This is a genomic window from Bartonella sp. AA9NXGY (assembly GCF_042196845.1).
Classification (GTDB): Bacteria; Pseudomonadota; Alphaproteobacteria; order Rhizobiales; family Rhizobiaceae; genus Bartonella.
The window spans coordinates 1-13,843 of record NZ_JBHIRB010000017.1; the positions used below are offsets into that span (position 1 = coordinate 1).

Here is a 13,843-nt window from a genome sequence, read left to right on the forward strand (position 1 = left end):
TGAGTCTGAATGATTGTGATGCGGTTCGAGAGATTTTTAAGGATTTTGACTTTTTAGAATTAGAGACCCTTTGGACAGCAGGTTTTGCTAAAAAACCACCCCGAAAAGAACTCTTGATTCGTAATAATTAGAAGTATATTGCAAAATCATATTCCCTTAACTTTATTAAGACACCCCTCATGTTTTAAAATATAAATAAAAACATTATATTATTTTCTATAAAATACACATCATGGCCTTGCTGGGATAGTGAACTTGAGTGGGTAGAACTTTCTGGTCCTTTCAAAGAAGGCGCTATAGGACGCATGAAACCTAAAAAGGGACCTACAGTAACTTTTACACTTGATAAAGTTATAAAAAATGTTTGTTTTTCTGATTATGCTAAACTTCCTTTTACACGTATGAGTTTTAATCATGAATATATTTGTTCAACAAAATCGGGTTCTTCAAATAACAAAATTCGTCATACTGTAACCATGTCTGGTTTATTTTCTCCTTTCTTTGGAATGATTATTGGGTCAAAAATTAAGTTACATCTTCGCGATGCAATGATTGAAATGAGCAGACGTGCTCTTACTGAAAACAAAAGCATTTTGTAAGGGGGTGCATTTATAAAGAAGTTAATACCTTAAAAAAGGTGCAGAACTCTTAGCCTTGTTAGAATGAAATCAGTTATGAGTATATAGCAAATTGATGAGCTATGATTTGGTTTTAGTTAGCTGTTGAAATCGATTCAAATCATCTTACGGGATTAATTTTGCGCTAAAAATCTTATGAAATTCATTGAATTTTTTATATATAAAAGCTTATAAGATGCTCTCTTCGTTGAAAATGAGAAAGTTTCAGAAGCTCATTGCTTCTCTTATGATGTAGGCCCATATCGTCATGATATTTGCTGGTTTCTAATGTTGCGATAGCTTTTGCATTTAAAACCTTCATAAGAGACATTTTGATTTCTTCTTAAATGGTTTTCATTCATACGCTCCTTACTTATGATTTGCTCGCAAATAGTTGTGATTGACTCAACATGAATAGGTTCGAAACAGAGAGAATTTTATGATATTAGGCTTTTTTATACAAATTACAAAACAATAAATTATAAGTATAAATCAAACTGTTAATTTTATTGAAAGATTACAAGATAATTTCTTGATTACTTTTAAATATAAAAATGAGTTCTTTATGATATTACGTCCATTAGGGTAAAGAAGTTTATGACTGCTCATTTTGTTGAAACCATAATAGAAGGAAATATTTTTTACTCTGTTTAAGTTTTGTTTCATTTACAAGAGTGCCGTCTCATTATGAGAGAGTTTATAGAAGCAAAGAAGTGTATACAAATATAAGGTATTTTCTTGATTCTTGCTTGGAAATTAAAGAATGCTATAGGAAAGATATGAGATAAGTTTTTTACTACCCAGAGGAAGGAAGACCTGTGATTTAGATCATTTTATGCTTTTCGAATTTTTGAGGATTTTGGCTTAAATTCAAGTGTTATTGCTAAGACTTTTGTTAATTGCCAATTGTTCTGTTGATTTGATTGTCAGTGGAGATTTGGCTCCTAAAATGATAAGGGCCCCATGAGAAATCTTGAAACTAAAGAGATTTTACGGCATATACGGCATATTACGTCTTTTCATAAAGAAGCTAAAAGGGAAATGATTTAATGCATTAAAAGAAAAAGAATGCATGAATGTGCATAATCTTATGAATCAATACACAAGAGTTATATTCTGATTTGTATAAATTTGTCAGAATGCTTATCAATGTAAATAATAAAATATTTTAGGGAGTCTATAATGACTGACAAAAACCAGATTGAGAAAGCTGTTTCGCTGGTTGAAGCAGCAAAGCGTTCTGGGGCAGATGCTGCTGATGCTGTTATTGTTCATGCTCATTCTACCAGTGTATCAGTTCGTTTTGGGAAAGTCGAATCGACAGAAGCAGCAGAGAGCAATGATTTTACTCTAAGGGTTTTTGTTGGAAAAAAAGTAGCAAGTGTTTCTGCTAATTTAGGATCTTATCCGCAAGAACTTGCGGAACGTGCTGTTGCGATGGCTAAAGCTTCTCCCGATAGTTTATTTGAAGGTTTGGCAGATAAAGAGTGTTTGGTTAAGTATCCTAAAGATCTTGATCTTTTTGATGATTTTGTACCCAGCAGTCATTTTTTAACAGAAGATGCTTTAAAAACGGAGGCAGCAGCTCTTGATGTTAAAGGTGTAAGCAATTCTGGTGGCGCTGCAACAGCTTATGGCCGTAGTGGGTTTATTCTTGTGACCAGCGATGGTTTTTGTGGAGCCTATCGCTCAAGTTGTTTTTCACGTTCTTGTAGTGCTCTTGCAGGTGAAGGAACACAGATGGAGCGGGATTATGATTATACAACAGCCTTACATTTTTCTGATTTAGAGGCAGCAGAAACTGTGGGAAAGAATGCAGGGCTTGGTGCTGTTCGACGTTTGGGTGCAGTTCGTGCGGCGACTGGGAGCGTTGATGTTATTTTTAATCCGCGTACGGCTCGTGGAATTGCAGGGCATATCGCATCTATGGTCAATGGAGCCTCTGTGGCTCGAAAAACGAGTCTTTTACAGAATTTCCTAGGCAAGGAAGTGATGAAGCCTAATGTTAATGTAACCGATCAACCTTTGCGATTACGTGGAAATGCTTCTCATCCTTTTGATGGAGAAGGGGTAGAGGGGCAAACACTCAATATTATTGAAAATGGTATTTTAAAAAATTGGCTTCTTTCATCATCTACAGCACGTGAATTGGGACTTAAAACAAATGGACACGGTATGCGTTCGGCATCATTAGTGCAGCCGACCAGTACAAATTTTGCTATTGAACCGGGTTTAGTATCACCTTGCGATATGATAAAAGATTTGCGAAATGGATTTTATGTGACCGAATTATTCGGTCATGGCATTGATTTTATTACTGGTCAGTATAGTCGTGGGGCTTCCGGTTTTTGGATTGAAAATGGTGAAATTGCTTATCCGGTAAGTGAAGTAACGCTAGGTTCTGATTTGCTTCATATGTTAGCACATTTAACACCTGCCAATGATATTGATCGGCGTTATAGTACAGCTGCTCCAACATTGTTAATTGAAGGGATGACACTTGCAGGAAAATAACACGCATCATTCTTCTGATTTAAATCTTTTGCGTGATGTTTGTCGAGAGGCAGGAGATTTAGCAATGCGGTATTTTGGATGCACGTTGGATGTCTGGATTAAAGAAGGTAATTCCCCGGTTAGTGAAGCAGATTTTGCTGTTGATCATTTCTTGAAAGAGAGGCTTCTTGGAGCTCGTCCAAATTATGGATGGATTTCAGAAGAAACAAAAGATAATCGAGAAAAACAAGATTATTATGAGCGCTCTTTTGTTGTTGATCCTATTGATGGAACGCGTGGTTTTCTTTCTGGCAATCCTTATTGGTGTATTTCGGTTGCCATTATTGAGAATGGGCGTCCTATTGTGGGCGTTCTACAATGTCCGGCTCAAGGAGATGTTTATACAGCTGTAACAGGTGGAGGGGCAACATTAAATGGGATAAAACTTCCTCGTTTAGCCTTTGAGGTTCATCGAAAATATAAAATTTCACTTGATAAATCGCTCGCACAAAAATTACCAGATGATTTTCTCAATCAAGTCAGTCTTTACCATTATCTTCCTTCTCTTGCTTATCGTATTGTTCTTGTTGCTCAAGATGAAATTGATATCGTATTAGTTCGTCCAAATTGTCATGAATGGGATATTGCCGCTGCTGATCTTATTTTGCAGGAGTGTGGAGGGTGTTTTTTATCGCTTGATGCCCCTTTACTATCTTATGGAATTGAACCTTACCAGTATGGACTTTTAATTGCTGGTAAAAATAATTGCTGTCAAGATATGATAGATGTTGTTCGTCAAACAAAGTTAGTTTAATCACGTAAAAGCGCGCTAAGATAATCTAAATGATATGGAGGCACATATGACTGAAACCAAAGAAAAAAAACAATATTTACATCTTGTATTTGGTGGGGAATTAAAAAATCTTAACAGTAATCAATTTAAGAATCCTGATGAGTTAGATGTGGTTGGTATTTTCTCAGATTATCAATCCGCTCAAGAAGCATGGCAGGCAAAAGCACAAAGCAGTGTAGATAATGCATTACAACGTTATTACATTGTAGATTTGCATCAGTTTCTTGATGCTGAGTTAGGCGATGCAGAATAAAGCTTGAATATTGGGTCATTATAACCTGTAGATTGCTTCATGCTTTTGTTTAGTCGTCCTTTTCATAGGTACGTTCTTTGGGTAAAATAGAATGCCGTAAAAAAGAATATGCTTGTTGTTTAAAATTCATATGTTTTCTTAAGAAAACATCTCCCAAAACACCCAAGCCCATTTCATAATAGTGTCTGTGCAAGGTATAAAATCCATTATTGCACCACCATCTTTACGCTTAATAAAAATGCAAGACAGTTTCTATCAAACTATTTACAACAGCAATATTATCATGACAGCTATCACTCGAAGTTTATGATTATATTGTGAATAGTCACTCTGCTTTTGAATGGGGTATGAGACACTAATGCGTTAAGATTAATAAAAAGAGTAGCATTATTAATGATAGCAATTATTACTCTGTTGAGATTATTAGCACTCGTTACTTATCTATTGGAATTTTTTCAACGAGTTATTACGATAAGCTTAGAAACCATGAAAGTCGTTAGAAACTTTACCAAAATTAGAAATTTAGAGAAACTGAATAGATTTATGAAGTTAACTTACCTCAGAAGGGTTTCTTGAGTACTCATTTAAAACTAAAATCTATAAGTTAATCATTTTGTGTTGATTATATACAATCTTAAAAGGAATAATATATCATTGCGACCTCCTGAAAAGAGAGGATTTAAAATTTTGAAAACTCTTATTTAAATTGCTTTAAGACTTTTAAGAAATTCTCTATTAAACAAGATTAGATTTTTCTGGATTACCTTTAAGAGATTATATCACAATTTAAAATGAGAACTCTATACTATTCAAAAGTTTTTAAGATTAGTTTGACATATTCATTTTATTGAAATGAAATAATAGAGATTGAGCTTTCTTTTAAACACATTTTATTTGTTGTATTTATATTAGGTTGTAATGTCTATATGGGTTATTTTTTGAAAAATTGACAATACCTAACATATGTAAAAATAAGCTTTTTCTCTAAAATACCAACGTGCAAAATTCAAAGTCTCATTAAAATCATAAGAAGTATTTATTCAGTGAGTTGAAAAAATTGATACAATCTATGTCATAGGTTTATCATTTATATTTTAAAAATTATAATCGACTGAAATGTAGTTTTGTTATTTTTGAGTAAGATTTTTTATAGGGTGCAGAATGAAGTGATAAAATCGATATAAGTTACAAAATTTAATTAAAAGAGATTTAAATAATGTGTATATGTATTGAATTTTCTCATGGATTAAGCTTTTTTTATTTAAGATATCGATGATATTAAAAAATATGGATGCAACCAATAGTGTTGATGAATTTTTTAACAAAATAAGTATATAGATATCTTAAAATAGCTGGATGAGGTGATTTTAAATGGTAGAATTAAAGGCACATACGGCTCTTTTAAGCTATCGGATAATTGGTTTTTGCTTATGTCCTGTTATTCCTTTTTATTTGTTCTTTCGTGCTATTCGTGGAAAAGAAGAGTGGTGTCGCAAAAAAGAGCGTTTAGGTAAAAGTTCTCATGTACGCCCCCAAGGTTCATTAGTTTGGTTGCATGCAGCAAGTGTTGGAGAAACACTTGCACTTTTTCCACTTGTAAATTATATTTTATCATTGAAAATCAATGTATTAATGACAACAGGGACTGTGACCTCTTCTATTCTTGTGAAAAAACATTTTGGTGATAGGTTGATTCATCAATATGCTCCTTTGGATTTAGATTTTGCAGTGCGCCGTTTTATTAGTCATTGGAAGCCTGATCTCGTCTTGATTTGTGAATCAGAAATTTGGCCCCTTCGTATTAAAGAACTTGCAAAAATGCGTATTCCGCAGATTTTGGTTAATGCCCATATGTCTGAACGTTCTTTTAAAGCTTGGCAAAAACGACGCGTTCTTGCCAAACATATTTTTAAGGATATTGATTTGGCGATTGGTCAAAACGAAAGAGATGTAGCTTATTACCATACACTTGGCGTAAAATCTGTTACGTTTTCTGGTAATCTCAAGGCTGATGTTTTTCTGGTTGAAAATCAAGAATTGCTTGCACGTTATCGTAATGCTATCGGCAATCGCCCAGTTTGGGCAGCTGTTTCAACGCATGAAGGGGAAGAGGAGATTGCTTTTGAGGTCCATAAAATTGTTAAAAATTATTTGCCAGATTTATTAACAATTATTGTACCTCGTCATCCTGAACGTTCAGAAGATCTTATCAGAAAATGCGATAATAAGGGGTTAAGTTTTATTCGTAGGAGTAGAGACGTTGTTCCAAACATGAATACCGATATTTTATGGGGAGATACCATTGGAGAAATGGGACTTTTTCTTCGCTTATCGAAAGTTTCTTTCGTTGGTAAATCGTTATGTGGAAATGGTGGACACAATCCATTGGAATTGGCTTTGCTTGGTTCCGCTATTTTGACAGGGCCCCATGTTTCAAATTTTCAAGAGATGTTCAAACAATTTCTAACGCATGATGCAGCATATATGGTTCAAGATACAAAACAGCTTGCTATTCAGGTGTATAAGCTTTTAACAAATGAAACATTGCGGCAAGAAATGGTTGATAAGGCTCATGAAGTGGCGACAGGTATGGCAGGTGCATTTGAGCGCACATTAAAGATTTTAGATCCATTTTTACAACCCCTTGTAATACAAACAGGTTTACGTCAGCGTCAGGGTAGATATGCATATTAGCGCCCCTCGTTTTTGGTGGAAAAATAAAAGCTTTTTGCGTTTTGTGTTAGCTCCAGTTTCATGGGGGTATGGTTATTTTTCAAGTCGTTTTATGACAAGACAGCCTCCCGTGATTGATCTGCCAGTTTTGTGTATTGGAAATTTTACATGTGGTGGTGCGGGTAAAACGCCGGTTGTTATTGCTTTTACAAAAGTGGCTAAAGAACTTGGTTTCGTACCTGGTATTATATCTCGTGGTTATGGTGGATCAGTTAAAGGGGTACATCTTGTAAATGAAAAATATGATACTCCATATAGTGTTGGAGATGAGGCACTTTTACTTGCACGGCATGCTTTTGTAGCTGTATCACCTAATCGTTATGCAGCGGCACAACGGCTTAAACAAGAGGGATGTAATCTTATTTTAATGGATGACGGATTTCAAAGTCGCCGTCTTTATATGGATTATGCGTTACTCGTTGTTGATGCGATGCGCGGTTTTGGTAATGGAGCTGTCTTTCCAGCAGGACCTTTGCGTGTACCATTAAAAACGCAGTTTTCTTTTATGGATAGTGTTTTATTGATTGGTCACTCCAATGCGCCTGATAATGTCGCTTTTCTTGTTTCGCGTACTGGAAAGCCTTTATATCGTGCTCATCTTAAAGCTAGTGCCTCTGATGAGGTTTCAGGAAAATCATTTTTGGCATTTGCTGGTATTGGCAATCCAGATAAATTTTTTAAATCTATTAAAGAATTGTCTGGTGATGTGGTGCAAACTTACATATATCCAGACCACTATTTTTTCACAGATAAAAATTTAAAAAGCCTTATACAAAAGGCTAAAATGCACAATTTATGGCTAGCAACAACAGCTAAAGATTATACCCGTATACAGACAATTCACATGCAAAAAGATTTGAAAAATCTTATTATCTTTGATGTGAATGTCGATTTTGTTCAAAAAGACTTCTGTCGTATGGTCCTTGAAGAGGTCATAACCCGCTTTAGAAAACGTTCCCTTGAATTTTCTTGTCTAAAAGGCAAAGGCTAAATTTATAGCCTTTGAGGGGTTATTTTTCTTTTGTTTTTAACAATTGCTTGAGATATGGGTTGCACTCAAGTTCGCGCTGATAGGAGATTTCACAACTAGCATATGCTTCTTGGCGGTGATGATTCCAATATTTTAAATCATCTATAGGGATTTTTTGCCCGCTAACAGCACAAATGGTATAGGTACCATATTCTATAATGTCATATCCGTTATTAGAATAATAAATTTTTGCTTCGCGTTCACCATTGGGAAACATGACAACTCCTTTTTACTTGATACAAGAGATTCAAGAAAAGTGCCATAAAATATATTATAAAGTCGAGAGTTAATTTTAAAATATTTTTCTTGTAAAAATGAAGAAGGGCTTATTTTCTGCCAAAAAGCCGTTCTATATCTGCTAATTTGAGTTCAATATAAGTAGGGCGTCCATGATTACATGTACTTGTATTAGGTATTGCCTCCATTTGTCGTAATAGTGTGTTCATTTCTTCGGGGCGTAAAAGGCGCCCTGACCGTATTGAGCCGTGACAGGCCATCGTTGCTGCAACATAATCAAGCATTGCTTTTAAATTATTTGTTGTATCATACTCAGCAGCCTCATCTGCGAGATCTTTAATAAGGGCTTGGACATTGATCTCTCCTAACATGGAAGGTGTTTCACGCACAACAATTGCTCCTGGTCCAAATGGTTCTATTCCTAATCCAAATTTTTGCAAAGCATCTTTATGCGTTAAAAGGCATGTTGCATCCTCTTCAGAGAGTTCTACAATTTCAGGAATAAGTAATAACTGTGAAGGAAGTGGTTTGGAATAAAGTGCGTTTTTGAGTGCTTCATAAACCAATCGTTCGTGAGCTGCATGCTGATCGACAATGATCAAACTATCTTGTGTTTGGGCGATAATATAGTTTTTATGGATTTGTGCTCTGGCCGCTCCTAATGGATAAGATAACTCTTCTGATGAAGATGTCGTGCTTGGAATGTATGCATCCCCACTTGGTGTATTTAAGCCCTCCATAATAGGAGCGGCATCTTCTTTTAAATCAAAAGAGTGAGTACTATCCAATGGTTTTTGGACCATTGGAGCGCTGGTAAAATGATGAGGTTGTGAACTGTAAGAAGAGAACTGGTGCGTGTTCTTAAAACTGCCTAATGGTTGTTGTGCCAATGATTGTTGTGTTTGAAATGCAGCAAGCATTGCTTCAGAACGGGTTGAAGTAGGACGAATACCAGATTGCTGCAATGCTTCACGAATAGCTCCAACAATCAAACCACGAATTAATCCTGGATCACGGAATCGTACATCAGCTTTGGCTGGGTGAACATTAACATCTACCTCAGCAGGTGGGAGGTCAATAAAAAGAATAGCGACAGGATAACGATCTCGTGTTATGACATCAGCATAAGCGCCTCGGATAGCGCCCCATAGAAATTTATCACGCACGGGACGTCCATTAACATAAGCAAATTGATGAAGGCTGTTATTTCGGTTGAAAGATGGCAAACAGGCAAAACCTGTTAAGCGCACCGCTTCGCGTTCAGCATTCAGCGCAATGCTATTAGGGGCAAATTCTTTTCCCATAATCTGCGTAATACGTTGTAATTGTCCTTGAATATTATTTTCTGTAGCAGACAATTCCATAGATGTTCTGTCTAGTCCTGAAAGAGAAAAGCGGATATGTGGAAATGCGATAGCAATTCGCTTAATCATATCGCTAATAGCATTTGTTTCAGCCCGATCAGTTTTCATAAATTTTAATCGTGCTGGCGTGACAAAGAAAAGATCACGAACTTCAACAATTGTTCCAAGATTCGCAGCAGCTGGTTTGGGTCCTACAATTTTTCCTGCAGTAACGGAAATTTCAGCAGCGCTCTCAGCATCTTTTGTTCGTGAAATGAGTTTAAGTTTAGCAACAGAACCAATAGAGGGGAGGGCTTCTCCTCTAAATCCAAGGAAGCAGATATTGTGTACGTCATCGGTAATCTTTGAGGTACAATGGCGAGAAACTGCTAAAGTTAATTGATCTGCAGGAATTCCATAACCATTATCACTCACCTTTATAAAATTTTTTCCACCATTTGCTGTAATAATTTCAATGCGTGTTGCACCAGCATCAATAGCGTTTTCAACAAGTTCTTTGACAACATTTGCTGGTCGTTCAATAACTTCACCGGCGGCGATTTGATTAATAATATTTTCGCTAAGATGGCGTATAATCATAATAAATTCTAACAGGAATCTTAAGGGTTCTATAGAAAATTATGATAACATCATTTGCGAGACATTCAAGAATAAGAGAGCATGAGAGGTATTATTTTTACAATACCTCCTATTTTATTTTATGTTAACAAGTCGGTTGGAAAAAACATAAAAATAGTTTTTATCACTTTAAAATAGCTTGCACCAGTTTATCATCTAGGTCAAAAAAGAAACAATGTAAAAAGGGAAGGCAATATATATGGCGCGTATAAGCGGTATTTTAGCAGATAGTGATATACAAGCTTTGATTGAGAATAACTTTCTCAAGGCTCAGTATCCATTTGATAGATCTCAAATACAACCAGCAAGCCTTGATCTTCGTTTAGGGGAGAAAGCTTATCGTATACGTGCTTCTTTTATGCCGGGACCTGATACAAAAGTTTTGGATAAGCTTGAACGGTTAAAGTTGCATGAGTTTGATTTACGAGACGGAGCCGTTTTGGAAACGGGGTGTGTTTATATTGTTCCTCTTTTAGAAAGTTTAGCTTTACCAGAATTCTTATCTGCTGTTGCCAATCCCAAAAGTTCTACAGGACGATTAGATATTTTTACACGTGTCATTACGGATAATGCTCAGGAGTTTGATAAAATTTGTGCTGGTTATCATGGTCCACTTTATTTGGAAATTAGTCCACGCACATTTCCAATTTTGGTGCATACAGGCTCACATTTATCACAGCTTCGGTTTAGAAAAGGGCAAAGTTATTTAAATGAAATAGAGTTGCACACTTTGCAAAGGCAAGAAACACTGATATCGGATGATTTTCCTAATATTAGTGTTGGTGGTATTGGTCTTTCCATTAATTTAAAGGGAGACGAAAACGGGCTTATAGGTTATCGTGGTAAACATCATACAAGTGTTATTGATATTGATAAACGTGCCGTTGCCCACGTTTTAGATTTTTGGGAACCTCTTTTTGATCGTGGTCAAAGGGAGTTGGTTCTTGATCCTGATGAATTTTACATTTTAGTTTCACGAGAGTCTGTTCATGTGCCTCCGCTTTATGCCGCAGAAATGACACCTTTTGATCCTTTAGTGGGCGAGTTTAGGGTGCATTATGCAGGCTTTTTTGATCCAGGATTTGGGCATAAGGAGGCGGGTGGAAAAGGAGCAAGAGCGGTTTTAGAAGTGCGGAGCCATGAAGTTCCTTTTATCTTAGAGCATGGTCAAATTATTGGCCGTTTGGTCTATGAGCATATGCTTAATCGACCATCAACCCTTTATGGACATGATGTTGGATCACATTATCAAGCACAGGGTTTAAAGTTGTCCAAGCATTTTAAATGAGTTGGGAACCACGAATTTTGATAACATGTATGCAGAAAGCGTATTTTAGATAAAAGAAAATTTTGTGCTTCGCAAAACCGGCGTCATGCATTCTATTTTTAATTTCCAAGGTTATCTCATCTCTTGCATTTGAGAGGGGATGAGAGGCATTTTTACTTCTTTTTTCAAGAGGTTCTATCTATACGAACTCCATTTATGATGTGCAAAAGAATAGTTTTGATTATTTCATCATGACAAAATTTACAATGAAAGAATTTTACTATATTCAATATGTTGTTCATATTTATGATAATAAATCAATAGGTTAATAAAATTCAATATAACAGTAGCTACTCACTTTTCAAAGTAAATATGCGAGATTGGATGCTGCAATTGACTCAATTTTTCTAGAGTGTAATAACCAGTATATTTTATTCCGCATAAAAATTATCCTTAAGCGTTAATAAATAAGTTTCACTCCAGTTTAGTAACAATTATTTTTAATAAACATTGTTCTAATTTTAGTAACTCATTTATAGCCTCAAGATATAATATTGCTAGAAAATTATTCAATTAAATATGAAGGTTTCTATTGGTATGAACATTAAAAGTTTTTATGCTTTATATGAATTAGGCACTATAAACTTTCATGAATAAGTAACAGATCTCAGTTTTGAATATTGATATAAGAAGATTTCTGCATGTATGCGACAGCTTTATTTCCAGTATTAATAAAGGATTTTTTCATCTTTTGGGGGAGATTATGATTTATACTTAATGACACTCTATATTCTTAATAACTGATAATGTAAGGATCTTTGGAGGGAGAAGCGACTTTAAATTATAACTAATTAAGCTACGGAGCAATCGCTTTCGAAAAGGGATTGCTTTAAAGAGAGTATAACATTTTAATTGCACATGAAGAATATATGAGTAGATACGTTATTAATGATACTTCATACTGTGAGATTTTAAATTTGGATAAGAGCAATAAAGACGTTGTTTTTATCAATTAGTTTTTTTAGAAAGTTGCAGTCTCTGTTGCTTCTATCTATTCAATAGAGTGCTTTGGGAGAATAGCGAATAGGTAGGTACATGGATTCGCTTTTATGCGTTTTAGGATGTTTTCTCTTTTCATTTAGAAACAATGGTGCCATCAATGATTATTTCTTCAACACTTGATTATCGTAAGGCAGCAAAGCGTCGTCTTCCTCCCTTTCTTTTTCACTATATTGATGGTGGGGCTTATGCTGAAGAAACGATGCGACGTAATTGTACAGATCTTCAAGCACTTGCATTGCGTCAAAGGATTCTAAGGCAAGTTGGTGAAGTTGATCTTTCAATCAAGCTTTTTGATCAGACACTTGATTTACCGATTGTACTTGCGCCTGTTGGGCTAACGGGCATGTATGCACGTCGTGGAGAGGTAAAAGCAGCGCGTGCCGCAGCGGCAAAAGGGATTCCTTTTACTCTATCCTCTGTTTCAGTTTGTCCTATTGCGGAAGTGCAAGAAGCGGTTGGAGGTGCATTTTGGTTTCAACTTTATGTTCTCAAAGATCGCGGTTTCATGCGTGATGCACTAGAACGGGCTTGGTTGGCTGGTGTACGCACGTTGGTTTTTACAGTTGATATGCCAATTCCTGGTGCACGTTATCGTGATGCGCATTCGGGAATGTCTGGTCCTTATGCTGGTTTACGTCGTTTTTTACAAGCTTTGACTCATCCATATTGGGCTTGGAACGTTGGTGTTATGGGGCGCCCTCATGATCTTGGAAATGTCTCTGCTTATCTCAAAAAGAAAATTGCATTGGATGATTACGTTGGTTGGCTTGGTGCAAATTTTGATCCATCAATTGGTTGGCATGATCTACAATGGATTCGCGATTTTTGGAAAGGAAAAATGATTTTGAAAGGTATTCTTGATCCAGAAGATGCTCGAGAAGCAGTAAAATTTGGTGCAGATGGTATTGTTGTTTCTAATCACGGCGGACGTCAGCTTGATGGTGTATTATCAACAACACGAGCATTGCCTGCAATTGCGGATGCTGTAAAGGATTATTTGACTATTTTAGTGGACTCAGGTGTTCGTTCTGGTCTTGATGTTATACGCATGATAGCACAAGGTGCGGATGCTGTTATGATTGGCCGTGCTTTTGTTTATGCGCTTGCAGCAGCAGGTAAGAAAGGTGTTATGCATCTCCTTGATCTTTTTGCCAATGAAATGCGGGTAGCTATGACACTGACTGGTACTCAGATAATCAAAGATATTACACGCAAGAGTTTAGTAAATATAGATGTTTTTAAGCAATGAAAGCAATATGTTATACTTCTTTCAGAAAAAGAAAGTCTTTTTATAGAGGAGCATAATTATATATTTT

Annotated in this window: 9 protein-coding genes and 2 pseudogenes; 9 read left to right on the top strand and 2 right to left on the bottom strand. The window is 35.9% G+C overall.

All coding sequences use genetic code 11. The features are described from left to right. The 7 genes and pseudogenes from ACFIM6_RS07880 to lpxK form a co-directional block, all read left to right on the top strand. Positions 1-131 (top strand): annotated as a pseudogene (locus tag ACFIM6_RS07880) (DNA adenine methylase); the annotation flags it as partial. Between the two features lie 99 nt (positions 132-230). Then, positions 231-599: pseudogene (locus ACFIM6_RS07885) on the top strand (hypothetical protein); the annotation flags it as partial. Positions 600-1,799: 1,200 nt separating this feature from the next. After that, complete coding sequence (locus ACFIM6_RS07890; RefSeq protein ID WP_375612375.1) at positions 1,800-3,131, top strand: TldD/PmbA family protein; 1,332 nt, start codon at positions 1,800-1,802, stop codon at positions 3,129-3,131. After that, positions 3,118-3,924, top strand: a complete 807-nt coding sequence (locus ACFIM6_RS07895; protein ID WP_375612376.1) for a 3'(2'),5'-bisphosphate nucleotidase CysQ — start codon at positions 3,118-3,120, stop codon at positions 3,922-3,924. Before ACFIM6_RS07890 ends, ACFIM6_RS07895 begins: the two co-directional genes overlap by 14 nt. 46 nt (positions 3,925-3,970) lie before the next feature. Beyond that, a complete protein-coding gene (locus ACFIM6_RS07900) occupies positions 3,971-4,216 on the top strand; it encodes a DUF4170 domain-containing protein (protein WP_375612377.1) in 246 nt (81 codons plus the stop codon). A 1,371-nt stretch (positions 4,217-5,587) separates the two neighbouring features. Further along, positions 5,588-6,910, top strand: coding sequence for a lipid IV(A) 3-deoxy-D-manno-octulosonic acid transferase (waaA, locus tag ACFIM6_RS07905; RefSeq protein WP_375612378.1), 1,323 nt, complete (start codon positions 5,588-5,590; stop codon positions 6,908-6,910). After that, positions 6,900-7,940 carry a tetraacyldisaccharide 4'-kinase gene (gene lpxK, locus ACFIM6_RS07910; protein ID WP_375612379.1) on the top strand — a complete coding sequence of 347 codons (1,041 nt, stop codon included), beginning with the start codon at positions 6,900-6,902 and terminating at the stop codon, positions 7,938-7,940. The genes waaA and lpxK overlap by 11 nt, the downstream gene beginning before the upstream one ends. Positions 7,941-7,959: 19 nt before the next feature. Here the strand turns inward: lpxK and ACFIM6_RS07915 are convergent, their stop codons facing one another. Together ACFIM6_RS07915 and mutL are read right to left on the bottom strand one after the other, a co-directional pair. After that, a complete protein-coding gene (locus tag ACFIM6_RS07915) occupies positions 7,960-8,196 on the bottom strand; it encodes a DUF2093 domain-containing protein (RefSeq protein ID WP_375612380.1) in 237 nt (78 codons plus the stop codon). 109 nt (positions 8,197-8,305) lie between these two features. Beyond that, a complete protein-coding gene (mutL, locus tag ACFIM6_RS07920; RefSeq protein WP_375612381.1) occupies positions 8,306-10,159 on the bottom strand; it encodes a DNA mismatch repair endonuclease MutL in 1,854 nt (617 codons plus the stop codon). Positions 10,160-10,397: 238 nt separating this feature from the next. Between mutL and ACFIM6_RS07925 the strand changes: the two genes are divergently transcribed. After that, positions 10,398-11,486: a 2'-deoxycytidine 5'-triphosphate deaminase gene (locus ACFIM6_RS07925; protein WP_375612382.1), complete on the top strand. Its 1,089-nt coding sequence runs from the start codon at positions 10,398-10,400 to the stop codon at positions 11,484-11,486. A gap of 1,138 nt (positions 11,487-12,624) precedes the next feature. Beyond that, complete coding sequence (gene lldD / locus ACFIM6_RS07930; RefSeq protein ID WP_375612383.1) at positions 12,625-13,776, top strand: FMN-dependent L-lactate dehydrogenase LldD; 1,152 nt, start codon at positions 12,625-12,627, stop codon at positions 13,774-13,776. The last annotated feature ends 67 nt before the right edge of the window (positions 13,777-13,843 follow it).

What these genes read in the sequence shown, in the direction of transcription:
- ACFIM6_RS07915 (WP_375612380.1), bottom strand. Translation starts at nt 8,196, where the DNA reads ATGTTTCCCAATGGTGAACGCGAAGCAAAAATTTATTATTCTAATAAC.
- mutL (WP_375612381.1), bottom strand. Translation starts at nt 10,159, where the DNA reads ATGATTATACGCCATCTTAGCGAAAATATTATTAATCAAATCGCCGCC.
- ACFIM6_RS07890 (WP_375612375.1), top strand. Translation starts at nt 1,800, where the DNA reads ATGACTGACAAAAACCAGATTGAGAAAGCTGTTTCGCTGGTTGAAGCA.
- ACFIM6_RS07900 (WP_375612377.1), top strand. Translation starts at nt 3,971, where the DNA reads ATGACTGAAACCAAAGAAAAAAAACAATATTTACATCTTGTATTTGGT.
- waaA (WP_375612378.1), top strand. Translation starts at nt 5,588, where the DNA reads ATGGTAGAATTAAAGGCACATACGGCTCTTTTAAGCTATCGGATAATT.
- ACFIM6_RS07925 (WP_375612382.1), top strand. Translation starts at nt 10,398, where the DNA reads ATGGCGCGTATAAGCGGTATTTTAGCAGATAGTGATATACAAGCTTTG.
- lpxK (WP_375612379.1), top strand. Translation starts at nt 6,900, where the DNA reads ATGCATATTAGCGCCCCTCGTTTTTGGTGGAAAAATAAAAGCTTTTTG.
- lldD (WP_375612383.1), top strand. Translation starts at nt 12,625, where the DNA reads ATGATTATTTCTTCAACACTTGATTATCGTAAGGCAGCAAAGCGTCGT.